The organism is Algorimicrobium bowmanii, from assembly GCF_054031195.1.
In genome coordinates, this window is the sequence record NZ_CM132929.1 from 1437658 (window position 1) to 1453837 (window position 16180).

The 16180-nt window shown below is 33.9% G+C and carries 15 protein-coding genes; 5 read left to right on the forward strand and 10 right to left on the reverse strand.

Translation table 11 applies throughout. The features are described from left to right. Window positions 1-4 precede the first annotated feature (4 nt). Entirely contained in the window at window positions 5-523 is a 519-nt protein-coding gene (locus ACW5R3_RS06345; protein ID WP_456578749.1) for a DUF7935 family protein, read from the reverse strand. Window positions 524-635: 112 nt separating this feature from the next. After that, entirely contained in the window at window positions 636-2198 is a 1563-nt protein-coding gene (locus ACW5R3_RS06350) for an FMN-binding glutamate synthase family protein (protein ID WP_456578750.1), read from the reverse strand. A 62-nt stretch (window positions 2199-2260) separates the two neighbouring features. On the opposite strand from ACW5R3_RS06350, the gene ACW5R3_RS06355 reads away from it, so the two are divergent. Beyond that, a complete protein-coding gene (locus ACW5R3_RS06355) occupies window positions 2261-3820 on the forward strand; it encodes a hypothetical protein (protein ID WP_456578751.1) in 1560 nt (519 codons plus the stop codon). A gap of 101 nt (window positions 3821-3921) precedes the next feature. Beyond that, a complete protein-coding gene (locus tag ACW5R3_RS06360; RefSeq protein ID WP_456578752.1) occupies window positions 3922-6255 on the forward strand; it encodes an ATP-dependent helicase in 2334 nt (777 codons plus the stop codon). A 2-nt stretch (window positions 6256-6257) separates the two neighbouring features. Here the strand turns inward: ACW5R3_RS06360 and ACW5R3_RS06365 are convergent, their stop codons facing one another. Beyond that, the gene (locus ACW5R3_RS06365) at window positions 6258-7121 is read right to left on the reverse strand and encodes an alpha/beta hydrolase fold domain-containing protein (protein WP_456578753.1); all 864 of its coding nucleotides are present in this window, start codon (window positions 7119-7121) and stop codon (window positions 6258-6260) included. Window positions 7122-7175: 54 nt separating this feature from the next. Between ACW5R3_RS06365 and ACW5R3_RS06370 the strand changes: the two genes are divergently transcribed. Continuing rightward, window positions 7176-7796: an L-threonylcarbamoyladenylate synthase gene (locus ACW5R3_RS06370; RefSeq protein WP_456578754.1), complete on the forward strand. Its 621-nt coding sequence runs from the start codon at window positions 7176-7178 to the stop codon at window positions 7794-7796. 43 nt (window positions 7797-7839) lie between these two features. Here ACW5R3_RS06370 and ACW5R3_RS06375 read toward each other — a convergent pair whose 3' ends face one another. From ACW5R3_RS06375 to ACW5R3_RS06390, 4 genes are all read right to left on the reverse strand, one after another. Continuing rightward, the gene (locus ACW5R3_RS06375; RefSeq protein WP_456578755.1) at window positions 7840-7998 is read right to left on the reverse strand and encodes a hypothetical protein; all 159 of its coding nucleotides are present in this window, start codon (window positions 7996-7998) and stop codon (window positions 7840-7842) included. 301 nt (window positions 7999-8299) lie between these two features. Then, the gene (locus ACW5R3_RS06380; protein ID WP_456578756.1) at window positions 8300-9139 is read right to left on the reverse strand and encodes an OmpA/MotB family protein; all 840 of its coding nucleotides are present in this window, start codon (window positions 9137-9139) and stop codon (window positions 8300-8302) included. A gap of 191 nt (window positions 9140-9330) precedes the next feature. Further along, entirely contained in the window at window positions 9331-10311 is a 981-nt protein-coding gene (locus tag ACW5R3_RS06385; RefSeq protein ID WP_456578757.1) for a glycosyltransferase, read from the reverse strand. Further along, window positions 10308-10754 carry a type I restriction enzyme HsdR N-terminal domain-containing protein gene (locus ACW5R3_RS06390; RefSeq protein WP_456578818.1) on the reverse strand — a complete coding sequence of 149 codons (447 nt, stop codon included), beginning with the start codon at window positions 10752-10754 and terminating at the stop codon, window positions 10308-10310. Before ACW5R3_RS06390 ends, ACW5R3_RS06385 begins: the two co-directional genes overlap by 4 nt. Window positions 10755-10856: 102 nt before the next feature. On the opposite strand from ACW5R3_RS06390, the gene holA reads away from it, so the two are divergent. Continuing rightward, window positions 10857-11861 (forward strand): DNA polymerase III subunit delta, encoded by a 1005-nt coding sequence (gene holA / locus ACW5R3_RS06395; RefSeq protein ID WP_456578758.1) that lies wholly within the window; start codon window positions 10857-10859, stop codon window positions 11859-11861. A 143-nt stretch (window positions 11862-12004) separates the two neighbouring features. After that, on the forward strand, window positions 12005-12565 hold the full coding sequence (locus ACW5R3_RS06400; RefSeq protein ID WP_456578759.1) for a type 1 glutamine amidotransferase domain-containing protein: 561 nt from the start codon (window positions 12005-12007) through the stop codon (window positions 12563-12565). Between the two features lie 51 nt (window positions 12566-12616). On the opposite strand, the gene ACW5R3_RS06405 is transcribed toward ACW5R3_RS06400, so the two are convergent. The 3 genes from ACW5R3_RS06405 to ACW5R3_RS06415 form a co-directional block, all read right to left on the reverse strand. Beyond that, the gene (locus tag ACW5R3_RS06405) at window positions 12617-13093 is read right to left on the reverse strand and encodes a hypothetical protein (protein ID WP_456578760.1); all 477 of its coding nucleotides are present in this window, start codon (window positions 13091-13093) and stop codon (window positions 12617-12619) included. A 25-nt stretch (window positions 13094-13118) separates the two neighbouring features. Then, window positions 13119-13496, reverse strand: coding sequence for a DoxX family protein (locus ACW5R3_RS06410; protein ID WP_456578761.1), 378 nt, complete (start codon window positions 13494-13496; stop codon window positions 13119-13121). Between the two features lie 108 nt (window positions 13497-13604). Then, on the reverse strand, window positions 13605-16016 hold the full coding sequence (locus ACW5R3_RS06415; RefSeq protein ID WP_456578762.1) for an alpha-ketoacid dehydrogenase subunit alpha/beta: 2412 nt from the start codon (window positions 16014-16016) through the stop codon (window positions 13605-13607). Window positions 16017-16180: the final 164 nt, after the last annotated feature.

Sequence of the window (16180 nt, forward strand, 5' to 3'; positions counted from 1 at the left end):
ATTTTTACCACATTTCACTAACTTCCTTTTTAATAAACGATAATGCCGCATCGCTAGGTGCTTGTTTTTCCATCATTTCTGTTAAAACAACCTCACGAAGCTTATTGGCGGTGTCTGTTTTTTCTAGTAGACTAGCTTTTCTAATGAGTTGTATAGTGGCGTTTTTAGCTGCGGTGATAATGTTCCAGCATTCATCGGTTACATAAATTTGTTGTGATAGATTATGTTCAAACTCCTGTTCGATGTTTTGGATTAATAACGATTCGTAGTTTTCTTTATTAGAACTATGTGGTGAAACTCTAATTAATAATTTAGAAGGTGTGATGCGTTCTAAGAAAAGCGACATGCGTTCATAGGCTTGAAGTCGGATAGGTAATGTTGTAACTTGCATATCTTTATGAAGTAAAAAGCGTCGACGTCCATCTTCGTTTTTAGTGTGTTCTTTAAAAAAGTAATAAGCAATTAATCCAGTTATAAGTGCTGGAATTGTATACATCAATAGGTTAATTATCTGTCCTTCCATTGTTCTGATTTATGATACCACAAACATAAGTTGTTTTTTATAATAGCACAAGTATTCACTTCTTTGAATGATCTTATGATGTTAATTAAAGTTGGCTGTTTTAAAATGTGAGTTATTTGGTTTTTGAGCCTCCTAGATATTGGCAATCCTTTAAATCTTGCATACTTGTAAATGGTACGATAGCTTTATTATACATGTAAGTTCTGTCTAATTCTTTCGTTAAGTTTTGGTCGTCTACATTTACAGCTACATCGCTCATTTTAAATTGGCATGGGTGTTCATAGCCTGAAGCATGTGTGATTTCAATAAATTCTTTTCTGAAAGTTTTAAAATATTGTGCGAGTCTTACAGATTTTAATGTTGGATCGATACCGTTTTGTAGCCATTTGTTTTGAGTGGCAACACCACTAGGACAGGTGTTAGTGTGGCAAACTTGCGCTTGAATGCATCCGATACTCATCATAGCTTCTCGAGCAACATTAATGCAGTCGGCTCCCATGGCAAATGCCATGGCTGCTTTGGCAGGAAACCCTAATTTACCGCTACCAATAAAAACAATTCGTTCGGTAAGGTTTCTGTTTTTAAAAACCTTGTATACGCTACTAAAGCCGTACACCCAAGGGAGTGAGACATGATCGGCAAAACTAGGAGGAGCAGCACCTGTTCCGCCTTCGCCACCATCGACAGTAATAAAATCGGGACCTTTGCCTGTTTTAACCATAAGATCTGCTAATTCTTCCCATTGATTAAGTTTGCCAATTGCAGCTTTTATGCCTACTGGAAGTCCTGTTTTTTCAGCTATCTGTTCTATGAGGTCAAGCATTTCGCTAACATTAGAGAAAGCGGAGTGGTTTGGTGGAGATAATACGTCTTTTCCTAATGGTACGTGTCTGATATCCGAAATTTCTTGTGTTATTTTAGCGGCTGGTAATACGCCTCCTTTTCCAGGTTTAGCACCTTGTGATAGCTTTATTTCTATAGCTCGAACAAAAGGGTTTTTTTCGACCAGGGCTATTAATTTATCCATAGAAAAGCTGCCGTCTTCATTACGGATACCAAAATATCCAGTTCCAAAATGAAAAATAACATCACCACCATGTGAATGGTATGGCGATAAACCGCCTTCGCCTGTGTTGTGGTAAGCATCGGCCATTTTTATACCCTTGTTCATTGATTCAACAGCTTTAGCTGATAAAGATCCAAAACTCATAGCGCTTACGTTTATTACGGAGCCTGGTCTAAAAGGTTTCTTTCTATTATTTGCTAGTCCCATAACTTTTGCACAAGGTAAAAAATAAGGATCGGTGGTGTTTGGGTGGTTATTTTTTACTTTATAAGGCATCATGGCGTTGTTTATAAAAATATGCTGATGCGCATATATGTCACGATCTGTTCCAAAGCCTTCGTAATTGTTTTGGTGTTTTGCAGAAGCGTATATCCAGCCGCGTTCTATACGGTTAAAAGGTAGTTCTTCGCGGTTATTGGCAACTAAATATTGTCTAAGTTCTGGTCCAATTTTTTCTAACATATACCTAAAATGACCAACTACAGGAAAGTTATGGCTAATGGTGTGTTTTTTTTGAAAGAATACGTCTCTTATAGCAATAATGATAAGTAGTATAAGTAGCCATCCCCACCATGGAATATCGCTTAAAAAGTCTAAAAAGGTTTGCATAAAAGTATAATTTAACGTAAATATATTTAAAATAAATTTGAAATTTTAGATATCTTTATGAAATGGGTAAATCTTTAAATTTTTGGCTTAAAACTGTTTTGGGTGTTAGTGTTGTTGTTGTTTTGTTGTTGTTTGGTTTGCAGTGGTTTGCTGAGATGAAATTAGATGGCTACCTAAAAAAAGAGCTTCCTGAAGGTGTTGAGTTGAATTATTCTGAATTGAATGTTAATATTTTTAGTGGAAATATAGAATTGAGTCAGATTGATGTCTCATTAAATGGTGAGATAACTAATAAGCAATTGATAAATGTTGAACTTGACTATCTTCAAATTCATGATATTGGATATTGGGATTACATAGTAGGAGGAGTTGTTCATGTTTCTGATTTAATAGTTCGTGCGCCTAAAGTTACATATAGGCATAACTCTAAAATACAAGATTCTGTTTACCGGTCTAAATCACAGTCGTCTTTTAGTAAGGTTATTGAAGTTGCAAATTTTAATGTTGATGCAGGAGATGTTGTGGTTGCAAATGTGGTGAATGACTCACTGATGTTGCGTGTGTCAAATATCGATTTTTCCATGAAAAATGTGCGCTTTGATGAAAAAACACAAGCGCAAAAAATACCAATTGATTATCAGGATTTAAGTTTGCGATATGATAGCCTTTATTATAGAGTTAGTGATTATGATGATTTAAAAACAGGAGTTTTCGCGTTTAACAATAAACAACTTAGTTTACAGGGTTTAGTGTTTAAGACTAAATATTCTAAACAGGATTTGTCTCGAGTTATTAAAGTTGAGCGAGATCATTATGATGTAGTTGTAAAAGAGCTTCAGGTGAAAGATATTAATTTTGGATTTCGTCAAGACAGTATTTTGCAAATAAAAAGCCCAAAAGTGCTGTTTTCTGAAGTTGATGCAGATATCTATCGAGATAAATTAGTTGCGGATGATGAGAAAATCAAGCCGCTTTACAGTAAAATGTTACGCGATTTGAATTTCGATTTAACACTTGATGAGGTGGAGTTGGTGAATACAGCGATACGTTATTCTGAAAAAATAAAAGTTGATAAACCTGCGGGGACTGTTCGGTTTTCCGATTTCCATGCGGTAATAAAAAATGTAAGTAATACTTATGTGGCGCCAATAAAAACAACCTTAGATATCCAAACATTGTTTATGGAGCATGCGCCATTACAGGTGAATTGGGAATTTGATGTTAATAGTGTTGAAGATCGCTTTTTGTTTCAAGCAGAATTGGACGACTTGTTGGCTTCGGAGCTTAATAGTTTTACTGTTCCAAATTTGAATATTAGGCTTAATGGTAAGTTAGATAAAACATACTTTACTATAAATGGAAATGATGATTTGTCTGATATAGATTTTAAAACTAAGTATCAAGCATTCGATGTAGTAATTCTTAAAGAAAACGGCAAAGAGAAGAATAGTTTCTTGTCTGGTTTGGCTAATATTTTTGTTTCGTCTAATAGTAATAAAGCTGTGACTGATTTTATAACCGTTAATAAAGAAGGTGTTACGCGTAGTAAAAACAAGTCGGTTTTTAATTATATATGGATAAATGCACGTGCTGGGTTGTTAAAGGCTATGACATTTGAATAAGAGCTTGTTTGCAGGTATTTAAATTGTTTATAATTATTCATAAATCTGGCTGTCTAAACGGCTAACAATTATTAATTTCACACTTTTAAAATTATATAAGTTTGGAGAAGTATTTAAGCCAGTTAAATGAAGCGCAGCTAGCGCCAACATTGCAAAAAGATGGACCGATGATTGTTATTGCAGGAGCTGGTTCTGGGAAGACTCGTGTGTTAACGTATCGTATTGCTTACTTGATGCATCAAGGAGTTGATTCGTTTAATATTTTGTCATTAACATTTACCAATAAAGCAGCGCGTGAAATGAAAGAGCGTATTGCGACTATTGTTGGTTCTAGTGAGGCAAAAAACTTATGGATGGGAACCTTTCACTCGGTTTTTGCTAAAATTTTACGTTTTGAAGCAGATCGATTAGGGTATCCAAGTAATTTTACTATTTACGATACGCAGGATTCGGATAAGTTGATTGCTTCTATTATTAAGGAAATGAATCTTGATAAGGAAATCTATAAAACAAAGCAGATTCGTTCCCGAATTTCTTCTTATAAAAATAATCTTATTACTGTTAAAGCATATTTTCAGAATCCAGAATTAATGGAGGCAGATAAAATGGCTAGACGTCCAAGGTTAGGAGATATTTATAAAAATTATGTTGATCGCTGTTTTAAAGCAGGGGTTATGGATTTTGATGATTTGTTGTTGAAAACGAATGAGTTATTAACGCGTTTTCCAGATGTGTTAGCTAAATATCAGGATAAGTTTCGTTATATATTGGTAGATGAGTATCAGGATACGAACCATTCTCAATATTTAATTGTTAGAGCTTTATCTGACAGGTTTCAAAATATATGTGTGGTTGGTGATGATGCGCAGAGTATTTATGCTTTCCGTGGAGCAAATATTAATAATATTTTGAATTTCCAGAAGGATTATGATGATGTAAAGCTGTTTCGATTAGAGCAGAATTACCGATCTACAAAAAATATCGTCAATGCAGCAAATTCTATCATTGATAAAAATGAAACCAAGTTAGATAAGGTTGTATGGACTGCTAATGATGAGGGTGCTAAAATAAAAGTAAATCGCTCCTTAACTGATGGTGATGAAGGGCGTTTTGTGGCGAGTTCAATCTTTGAAAATAAAATGCAAAATCAATTGCCAAATAGCGATTTTGCAGTTTTATATCGTACAAATGCGCAGTCGCGTTCAATTGAAGATGCTTTACGTAAACGTGATATTCCGTATCGTATTTATGGTGGTTTATCTTTTTATCAGCGTAAGGAAATTAAAGATACATTATCGTATTTACGATTAATAATCAATCCTTCGGATGAGGAGGCTTTAAAACGTGTTATAAATTATCCAGCTCGAGGTATTGGTCAAACAACAATGGATCGTTTAATTGTAGCTGCAAACACTTATGGTAAAACTATTTTTGAAGTCCTTAAAAATATTGATACTGTAAATATTAATATTAACTCTGGTGTTCGGACTAAACTCCGCAACTTTACAACGCTTATTGAGAGTTTTCAGGTTTTAAATCAGAATTCTAATGCTTTTGAATTAGCTGATCATGTTGTGAAAGCAAGTGGTCTGATTCGTGAATTGAATAAAGATAGCACGCCAGAAGGTGTTGCTAGAATGGAGAATATTGAGGAGCTTTTAAATGGTATCAAAGATTTTGTTGAAGGGCAGAAAGAACTTGTAGATGCTACAGCTTCACTTGCAGAGTTTTTAGAAGATGTAGCTCTAGCTACAGATTTAGATGCAGATAAAGGGGATGCAGATCATGTGGCATTAATGACTATTCACTTGGCTAAAGGGTTGGAGTTTCCATATGTATATATTGTTGGTTTGGAAGAGGATTTGTTTCCTTCAGCCATGAGTATGGGAACACGAAGTGAATTAGAGGAGGAGCGTAGGTTGTTTTATGTGGCACTAACTCGTGCTGAGAAACAAGCTTATTTAACATATGCTTTGTCTCGTTATCGTTGGGGTAAATTAGTTGATGCTGAGCCTAGTCGTTTTATTGAAGAAATTGATGAGCAATATCTAGATATTATGACGCCTATAGAGGAGCGACGCTTTAATCCTATGTTGGATGCTGATATTTTTGGTGATCCACAACCTAATAAGGTACGTTTTAAAAAGCCTGTTCAGCCAACTTTTAAAAAGAAAGGTGCGCCAGTATCGAAGGTTGAAAAAAAGCAAATACCTAGTTCTAAAAATTTAAAACCCGTTAGTAATACAGGGGGTGGTGCTAATTTATTTGATGATAATCTGGTGGCAGGAAATATGGTTGAGCATATGCGTTTTGGTAAAGGTGAGGTTTTGAAAATTGAAGGAACAGGAGCAGATGTGAAGGCAGAGATAAAATTTGTTAATGGTGGCGTTAAAAAATTATTACTACGTTTTGCTAAACTTCAAATTATAGGGTGATTTTAGTTGAAATGTGTTTCAATAAAAGTTTTGAGCTTAGCACTTGTGTCTAGTAAGTTTAATCCTGTCCATCCATGACCGCTATTGGGGTAGAGTGTAAATTGATTAGTTACGCCTAATGTATTTAGTTTTTCATGCATAGCTTGGCCTTGTGATGTTGGCACTAGAGGATCCATGCCGCCATAAAATAATATGGTAGGTGCGGCATTGCTGGTTACTTGGTGGTAAGGACTGATTTCTTCTAAATATGCTGTAGTAGCATTAATACCATATAGGTCTAATAGTTCTTGAATAGTAGAATCGGCGGTGTTTAGGTAGGCTGGATCAGTAAAATTTGTAGGGCCAACAATACTGCAAACCATATCAATGTCATTTTGTGTATCAAAAGCATAGGTCCAAAGTAAGGATAAATGTGCGCCAGCACTTGTACCTATAAAAGCGAAATCATTATCAATAATATAGTAGTTCTGGTTGGTCTTTAGTTTATTGATCACAGAGGTAATATCGTTAATTTGCATAGGGTACGGAGGAGTGTTTGCGTCAGATAAGCGATAATTCATGTTTACAACACCTATGTTTGGAAACTCATTACGTATAAAATTTTTAATACTGTTCATGTCGCTTTTGTCTCCTGCGCTCCAGCCGCCACCATGAATTAAAATCATGATATTTGTGTTTAAACTTCTGTTGGCTGGTAGGTAAATGTCGTATGTTTGATAAGGATCCGCCCCGTAAGAAACATCTAGCTCTTCGTAGTACTCGACACTATTTAATTCTGTGTTGTCGGTTAAGTCGTTATTACTATTACATGAAATAATAATTAAAATCAGAAAAGTGTAAAATATGAGGTATTTATTAGTTTTCATAATAGTAAGAATTAAGTATCTTGCTTAAGTTAACGTTTTTTTTAATTTAATAGTATGGCAGAGTTTGTAAGAATTTACGAGGAAAACCCTAATTATAAGGAGATTAAAAGGGTTGTTGAGGTGTTGAAAAAAGGAGGTTTAATAATTTATCCTACCGATACGGTTTACGGTTTAGGTTGTGATATTACAAATGTTAAAGCCTTGGAGAAAATTGCACGTATAAAAGGTGTGAAGTTAGAAAAGTCTAATTTTTCGTTTATATGTCATGACTTAAGTAATTTAAGTGATTACGTAAAGCAGATTGATACAGCTACTTTTAAAATATTAAAACGAGCATTGCCTGGACCTTATACCTTTATATTGCCTGGGTCTAAGTCGCTTCCTGCGGTTTTTAAAAAGAAAAAAACAGTTGGTATACGTGTTCCTGGAAATAATATTGCTCTTGAAATTGTTAAGGAGTTAGGGAATCCTATTATATCGACCTCTATTCGTGATGATGATGATGTTTTAGAGTATACAACCGATCCGGAACTTATTTTAGAGAAATGGGATAATTTAGTAGACTTAGTAATTGATGCGGGTTATGGAGATAATGTTGCGTCAACGGTAATAGATATGTCTGGAGATGCTCCTGTTGTAGTTAGGGAAGGAAAAGGTAGTTTGGAAATTTTTTAAGAAACATCCAAACTACCTTTTAGTTCCGTAGTTATTAAAGTGATTAAGCAGATTTTAAGGTTTTATTATAGTATTTGGTTTTTTTATTGGTTCTAATAATAGAGTCTGCTTGAAAATACTTCTCAGATTTAATAACGTTAATTAACCAGTCTAAATGATTTTCAGACCGTCTTTCAAAGTGATAATGTAATACTTGTCTCATAGTGAAAAGATTTTGAGTAGGTTAGATGTTCTTTTGCAAATGAATAAGTATATGATAGTTTTTGGGTAATTAAATTTAAGTAAATATTTTTGTAAATAGCAAATATTCTTTAAAATACTTAAAAAACTATCAATAATTATTCTTATGAGTTAAATTAAAGTAAATATTTTATTTTTTTAACGTTATTAATTTGAATTGTTAATTCATATGGTTTTTGAGACGCTTTTTAAGTGTTATGAAATAAAAAGCCCACTCTTGAAAACTAAGAGTGGGCTTTTTTTAGATTTTATCTATTGCTGATTTATTTTCCGTCAGCAGCAAGATTTTTCATTTCTTTATCAATCATATCGTAAAACTCATCAATTTTCGGTAATACAATAATTCTTGTTCGTCTATTTTTTGCTCTGTTCTCAGCTGTATCATTATCTACGATAGGTTGGAATTCACCACGACCTGCAGCAATAAGTTGTTTAGGAGCAACCCCTAAATCTTCTAATACGCGCACTACAGATGTAGCACGTTTAACACTTAAATCCCAGTTATCAATTAATGGTGGCTTGCTGTAAGGAACAGGGTCTGTATGTGCTTCAACCATACATTCAAAAGTTGGTTTAGCCTTAACTACAGTAGCAACTTTTCCTAGAATTTCTTGAGCTCTAGAAGTCACACTATAGCTGCCACTTTTAAATAATACTTTATCGGCAATTGAAATAAATACAACACCTTTCTCAACATTTACTTGAATGTCAGGATCGTTGATACCAACTTCTTTCTTCAAGCTTGTTACAAGTGCTAACATCACACTATCTTTTTTGCTTACCGCATCTTGCAAACGAGAAATCCTTAAATCTTTCTCTTTTAAACTCTCTAGTGTTTTTTCAACATTACTAGCACCTTTAGATGTTAGCATTGTTAAGGATTCATTGCTAGATATTAGATTGTCGTTAGATTTTTTTAAATCGGCAACCCGATCTTCTAAACCTTCAGCTTTGGATAAGCAAGAGTTTAATTTTATAGTTGCTGTATTTAATAAATCTTGTGTTTCTTTTTGCTTGGCTTCAAGAGCGGCATATTCTTTTTTAGAAACGCATGAACCTAGTAGTAACATGGCGGAAACACTAAATAAAATTAGTTTTTTCATAATAATTAATGTGATTTTAGGTGTTAATAATTAACAAATCAAAATTATATAATAAAATGATGCATTCGGTAATGATTAACAAAAAATTTAACAAATTTATAAACAGTTGTATTTTAGTAAATTATGATTAAAATACGTGTAATCTTAACACGAATACTAAAGAAAGGTGTGCTATTAAATAAAGCTTGAATTTAAGAACGGTATTTACCTTTAACATAATAGTCCCAAACTATAGAATCTGTTTTGTAATAACCATCTTTTGGGGTAGTAGTACGTCGTTTTTTTAATAAACGAGGTAGGTGCTTATAAAAACTAAAATGAGCTTTTATGATAGCTAATATATGGGTTGGTTTCAGTTCTAGTAAAAATTTCACGCCTGCTAAACCATCTAAACAAAGTCGTATAAAAATCGTTAAGAATAAATTTTTAGAAGTGTTTTTACAAAGTGTAAATAGGCTGTTTCTAAAGTTAAGATATGTTTTTTTAGGGTTGTTGGCTTTTAATGTTGCTCCTCCAACGTGAAAAACAGTCGATTGGCTAATGTATTTTGCATGGTATCCTTGGTTGAAGGCTCTCCAGCATAAATCAATTTCTTCCATGTGAGCAAAAAACGATTCGTCGAAACCTCTCAGTGTATGGAAAACGGATTTTCTAATAAAAAAACAGGCTCCAGATGCCCAGAATATTTCAGATTGATCGTTGTATTGTCCTAAGTCTTTTTCTATAGAATCAAATACACGGCCACGACAAAATGGATATCCATATTTGTCGATGTATCCGCCAGCAGCTCCAGCATATTCAAACATTGATTTGTTGTTGTAATCTAATATTTTAGGTTGAATTATTGCGGTATCTGGTTCTGAATTAAAAACATTTGTAATAGGTTGTAGCCAATTTTCTGTAACTTCAATATCGCTGTTAAGTAAACAGTAAATAGTTTCATGGACATTTTGCAAGGCGTCATTATAACCTTTTGCGTAGCCTCCATTCGAGCTGTTTTGTATGATTTTGACTTCTGGGAAATTTCTTTTAATATAAAGAATAGAATCATCGGTAGATGCATTATCAGCTACATATATAGTAGCTTCTTTTGAGTATGTAACTACTAGAGGTAAAAACTGCTCTAGTAGCTGTTTTCCATTCCAATTAAGTATAACAACGGCTATTTTCATAAGTTATAATCAGGGATATCTTTTAAAAAGTTGTAGCATTCGGCCTCGAAGTCCATTTGACAAAAATAATGATTTATCCCATTCGTAACCATTAAATACGTGGCGTTCAAGGTTAAGTTGTATTGTGCAATTTGATCGAAGGTTTGTTGATTTATTGTAATATTTGGCGCTTTACATTCTACAATAAGGTGAATACTACCATCGGAATTATAAACAACAATATCATAACGTTTTTTTAAACCGTTAACATGCAGCTCTTTTTCTACATTTATAAGTGTTTTTGGGTACTTTTTATGAATCATTAAAACCTGTAAGCAATGTTGTCTTACCCATTCTTCAGGTTGAAGAATCACAAATTTTTTCCGAATAGGATCGAATATAGAAACTTTATTTTCATTATTTTTGAAACGGAATGAAAACTTGGGAAAATTAAGTGCTTGCATAGATGCCACTGAAGGTTTTGCCAAAGTTAACTTACAATAATCAAAAACCAAACCCCTTTTCAATTTTTAGTTTAGGGAGTTTTTAATTTCGAATTCAGCAATTTGGACGAAGTCAAACAATTAGTCAGTGATATAAAAAAACGGAACTTTAAACCTATTTATTTTTTAATGGGTGAAGAGCCTTATTATGTAGATAAGATTTCCAATTATATTGAAGAAACAGTTTTAACTGAGGAGGAGCGTGGGTTTAATCAAATGACGCTTTATGGTAGAGATGTAACTGTTGATGATATTATAGGTCATGCAAAAAGATTTCCTATGATGGCCGAATATCAGGTAATTGTAGTTAGAGAGGCTCAAGATTTATCTCGGAATATTGAGAATTTGGTAGCCTATGCTAAAAATCCACAGCCTACAACAATTTTGGTGTTTAACTACAAGTATAAGACTATTGATAAGCGTAAGGCGCTTTATAAAACTTTAAAAAAGTCGGCTATTGTATTTGATAGTAAAAAACTGTACGATAATCAAATACCAGCTTGGATTAATCGTGTTTTATCTGGTCAGAATTATACCATTACACCAAAGGGGGCGCAAATGCTTACAGAGTTTTTAGGAACGGACTTAAGTAAAATAAGTAACGAGTTAGATAAACTTAAAATTGTATTACCAGAGGGTACTCAGATTACACCAGAACTGATAGAAGAGAATATAGGTATTAGTAAGGATTATAATAATTTTGAGCTTCATAAAGCTATTGGGGCTCGTGATGTTTTGAAAGCTAATAAAATTATAACGTATTTTGGAGAGAATCCAAAAGACAATCCCATGGTTTTAACAGTGGGTTTTTTGCATACATATTTTACTCGAATACTAAAGTTACACGGCTTGCAAGATAAATCGTCAAGAAATGTTGCAACTGCATTAAAGATATCACCATTTTTTACAGAAGAATATCTAGTAGCTGCTAGAAACTATCCAATGAAAAAAGTAAGTGCTATTATTGCTGATTTACGTCTTTTTGATGTGAAAGGAAAAGGTGTAGGCTCACAATCAGTACCTCAGTCAGATTTACTTAAAGAACTAATGGTTCGGATTATGTATTAACATTTATTTTAGCGTTTTAACACTTCAATATTATTCCTTAACACTTTTTATTAAACTCAAGTTAAATGGGGTTTTAGATTCGTTTACACAAGTATTTTCTAGTAATTTAGAGTAAACAAATTATTAATCTTAAAATACTTATAATGGAGAATTTAAATAAAAAGCGAGTAGCTATTTTAGCTACAAATGGTTTTGAAGAGAGTGAATTAAGAGAACCAAAAAAAGCACTAGAAGAAGCTGGGGCACAAGTTGATATTGTTTCTGAAAAATCGGGAACAATTAAATCTTGGTCTGATGGCGATTGGGGAAAAACCTATTCTGTAGATCGGATTTTAGATGATGTGTCAGTTAGTGATTACAATGCCCTAATGCTTCCTGGAGGTGTAATTAACCCGGATTTATTACGTAGAAACGAAAAAGCTGTTCGTTTTGTAAAATCGTTTTTCGAAAACCATAAACCTGTAGCTGCTATTTGCCATGCGCCTTGGTTATTGGCTGAAGCTGATGTTTTAAAAGATAGAAAAGTTACTTCGTACGGATCTATTAAAAAGGATATCATCAACGCTGGTGCAAACTGGGTGGATGAAGAAGTTGTGGTTGATAGTGGTTTAGTAACCAGCCGCTCACCGGAGGATTTACCTGCATTTAATGCTAAATTAGTAGAGGAAGTCTATGAAGGAAAACATGAAGAACAGATGGCTTAATTATCAAGTAGTCTGATAAAAAAAGCGCAAACCATTTGGTTTGCGCTTTTTTTATGTTTTTAATTCTTCTAACATTATGTTGTAGTCGTATTGCAAATCTTCATGAAGGTTTTTAATTGTTTTCTGTATACTTATTATTTGTCTTTCATAAATATTAGTTAAGGTGACATTGTGTTTAATGGTAGGTTTTATGTCTTTTAAGCGTTTGCAGAAATGGAGAAGGAGCTCTACTTCTGTTTCTTTTTTTAGTGAATAGCGTGCGTACTTTTTTATGAGTCGCAATATTTTGCGAACGCTTTTTTTGATGTAAAAATAGCTATTGGTATTAATGTTTGAGAAATGTTCGTCAATTTCTGTTTTAATAGTTTCTATGTAAGTAGTTTCATCATGAGCTTCAAACAGTAAGTAGGTGAGTAGCTCTTTGTTTTCTTTTTTAAATTTAGATAAACGCAATACCAATTCTGTGAGTTCGGTATCGGTTTTATGTTGTAATTCTTTTTTAATAGTAACTACTGATGCGGCTTTCATCTCAAATTTTGTTTTAAGGTGCGGGTTAATTTTTATCTAAAGCATACTTTCCGGGGCCAGATAAAAAGATAACTAAAAAACCTAATAGGTAGAGTAGTGCTTTCTCTTTCGTGTAAAAATCATCTTGTAAATGCACTACAAATGCCGCGACAATCATTGTAATTATAGCAGGGATGCTTGCAAGTTTGGTTTTAAAACCAATAATTATACATAATGGAGCAATAACCTCACCAATGAGTGCTAATATTAATGATGTTGTTGCACCTAGACCTAAGGGGTCTCCAAATTCAATAGGTGTATTAAATAATCGTTCTATTTTTGGTATTCCGTGAACTAGCATCATTCCAGAAATTCCGATTCTTAAAACGGCTAATGCTATATCTGGGTAACTTTTTGTAAACATTTACTTGGTGATTTTTGTTTTAACTTGGTTAAATATACTAAAAGAAAAAGACCTGCTTGTTAAATTAACAGGCAGGTCTTTTGGTATGGTTGTTTAAATTAAGACTACTTATCTTAATTTAGGGAAATTATTAGGATTTGCTTCATGCATAACATTGTAAACCGCTTCAAATACATCTTCAGCAGATGGTTTAGAGAAGTAATCGCCATCGGTCCCATAAGCAGGTCTGTGTGCTTTAGCAGTTAATGTTTCTGGCTTGCTATCTAAATGCTTGTAGGCATTTTGCGTGTTTAAAATTTCGTTTAAAATAAAAGCTGAAGCGCCACCAGGAACATCTTCATCAATCACCATTAAGCGGTTTGTTTTAGCAACACTTTTCACTGTATCGTGGTTTAAATCGAATGGCAACAAGGATTGAATGTCAATAATTTCAGCACTAATGCCTACTTCTTGTAATTCTTTTGCTGCTTGTTCAATTACACGTAATGTAGAGCCGTAAGATACTAATGTAATGTCGTTACCTTCACGAATTGTTTCTACAACGCCAATAGGAGTTTTAAAAGCACCAATGTTATTAGGCATTTTTTCTTTTAAGCGGTAACCATTTAAACATTCAACTATTAAAGCAGGTTCATCGCTTTTTAAAAGTGTATTGTAAAATCCAGCAGCTTTAGTCATGTTACGCGGAACTAAAACATGGATACCACGTATTAAATGCATAACACCACCCATTTGAGATCCAGAATGCCAAATACCTTCTAGTCTGTGTCCACGTGTTCTTATAATTAATGGTGCCTTTTGGCGCCCTTTTGTTCGGTATTGTAAGGTTGCTAAATCATCACTCATAATTTGCAACGCATATAAAATATAATCTAGATACTGAATTTCAGCAATTGGGCGTAAGCCACGCATAGCCATGCCAATACCTTGACCAAGAATAGTAGCTTCACGAATACCAACATCCGAAACGCGTAATTCACCATACTTTTCTTGCATGCCTTCTAAACCTTGGTTTACATCACCAATATGACCAGCATCTTCACCAAAAATTAGTGCTTCAGGGTATTTACTGAAAATGGCATCAAAGTTATCACGAATTACCAATCTGGCATCTACTTCCTCACTTGTTTCATCGTAAGTTGGTTTAACCTCTTCAATGTTTAAAGCGGAATGCTCTGAATTAGAGTGTAAGTGTGAACTATATTTTGGTTGGATTAGATTTAAATAGTTGTTAATCCAATCTGCTAATTGTGTTTTTTCTTCTGAAGTTTCATTCACTACGTAACGTAAAGCTTTACGGGCAGTAGATAAAACATCCTTACGGATTGGTTCTGAAATTTCAGCTAAGTCGTTTTTAAGTTTTTCAATAAAAACTTTATTGGAACTTGAAGCAGCTACAGTTTCTAACAACGCAACTAATTCGTTTTGTTCTTGTTTAAGCGGTTGTGAGAATGCAGTCCATGCTGCTTTTTTACCATCACGAACTTCTTTTTTAATTGTTTTTTCAATAGCTTTTAGTTCCTCATCGGTAGCTATTCCATTGGCAATAACCCATTCACGAAGTTTAACATTACAGTCAAATTCAGCTTCCCATGCTAGGCGCTCTTCATTTTTGTAACGCTCATGTGACCCTGAAGTCGAGTGACCTTGAGGTTGTGTTAATTCTTGAACGTGAATTAAAACAGGTACGTGTTCTTCACGAGCTACTTGAGAAGCGTTTTGATATGTTTCAATTAGTGTTGGGTAATCCCAGCCATTAACGCGTAAAATTTCAAAGCCTTTTTCGCCTTTTTCACGTTGAAAGCCTTTTAATATTTCTGATATATTCTCTTTAGTTGTTTGGTGTCTTGCGTGAACGGAAATGCCGTATTCATCATCCCAAACACTCATAACCATTGGTACCTGTAAAACACCAGCGGCATTTATAGTTTCAAAGAATAAACCTTCACTAGTACTTGCATTACCAATTGTTCCCCAAGCTACTTCTTGTCCTTGGTTAGAAAAGTTGGTTGTGTCAATACCAGTAACATTACGGTATATTTTAGAAGCTTGAGCTAAGCCTAGTAATCTTGGCATCTGACCCGCAGTAGGAGAAATATCGGCACTGGAGTTTTTCTGTTCTAATAAGTTTTTCCAGTTACCATTTTCATCTAAACTCTGGGTTGCAAAATGTCCTCCCATTTGGCGTCCCGCAGACATGGGTTCGTCTGTTAAGTTGGTATTTCCATAAAGACCAGCAAAAAATTGCTCGATATTTAATGCACCGATAGCCATCATAAATGTTTGATCGCGGTAGTAACCAGAGCGGAAATCGCCATTTTTAAAGGCTTTAGCCATGGCTAATTGTGGTACTTCTTTTCCATCTCCAAAAATTCCAAACTTAGCTTTTCCAGTAAGTACTTCACGACGTCCTAATAAACTACATTCGCGAGAGGTTACGGCAAGTTTGTAATCGTTTAAAACTTCGACTTTAAAGTCTTCAAAAGAAAGGTCTTTATTTACTTCTGGATTTGCTTTCATAGATGTCTCTTTGTTTTTTGCAAAGGTAGTTATTATAAGTAATATTTACAATGCTAAACCTTGTTATAAAATTGATAAATTATAAGTAAAACACCTTTTTTGTTGCGTATATTTCAATTTTTGCTCTAAAACAGCAATTCTGTTACAGATACTGCATTGAATTT

What these genes read in the sequence shown, in the direction of transcription:
- ACW5R3_RS06345 (WP_456578749.1), bottom strand. Translation starts at nt 523, where the DNA reads ATGGAAGGACAGATAATTAACCTATTGATGTATACAATTCCAGCACTT.
- ACW5R3_RS06350 (WP_456578750.1), bottom strand. Translation starts at nt 2,198, where the DNA reads ATGCAAACCTTTTTAGACTTTTTAAGCGATATTCCATGGTGGGGATGG.
- ACW5R3_RS06355 (WP_456578751.1), top strand. Translation starts at nt 2,261, where the DNA reads ATGGGTAAATCTTTAAATTTTTGGCTTAAAACTGTTTTGGGTGTTAGT.
- ACW5R3_RS06365 (WP_456578753.1), bottom strand. Translation starts at nt 7,121, where the DNA reads ATGAAAACTAATAAATACCTCATATTTTACACTTTTCTGATTTTAATT.
- ACW5R3_RS06370 (WP_456578754.1), top strand. Translation starts at nt 7,176, where the DNA reads ATGGCAGAGTTTGTAAGAATTTACGAGGAAAACCCTAATTATAAGGAG.
- ACW5R3_RS06375 (WP_456578755.1), bottom strand. Translation starts at nt 7,998, where the DNA reads ATGAGACAAGTATTACATTATCACTTTGAAAGACGGTCTGAAAATCAT.
- ACW5R3_RS06380 (WP_456578756.1), bottom strand. Translation starts at nt 9,139, where the DNA reads ATGAAAAAACTAATTTTATTTAGTGTTTCCGCCATGTTACTACTAGGT.
- ACW5R3_RS06385 (WP_456578757.1), bottom strand. Translation starts at nt 10,311, where the DNA reads ATGAAAATAGCCGTTGTTATACTTAATTGGAATGGAAAACAGCTACTA.
- ACW5R3_RS06390 (WP_456578818.1), bottom strand. Translation starts at nt 10,754, where the DNA reads ATGCAAGCACTTAATTTTCCCAAGTTTTCATTCCGTTTCAAAAATAAT.
- ACW5R3_RS06400 (WP_456578759.1), top strand. Translation starts at nt 12,005, where the DNA reads ATGGAGAATTTAAATAAAAAGCGAGTAGCTATTTTAGCTACAAATGGT.
- ACW5R3_RS06405 (WP_456578760.1), bottom strand. Translation starts at nt 13,093, where the DNA reads ATGAAAGCCGCATCAGTAGTTACTATTAAAAAAGAATTACAACATAAA.
- ACW5R3_RS06410 (WP_456578761.1), bottom strand. Translation starts at nt 13,496, where the DNA reads ATGTTTACAAAAAGTTACCCAGATATAGCATTAGCCGTTTTAAGAATC.
- ACW5R3_RS06415 (WP_456578762.1), bottom strand. Translation starts at nt 16,016, where the DNA reads ATGAAAGCAAATCCAGAAGTAAATAAAGACCTTTCTTTTGAAGACTTT.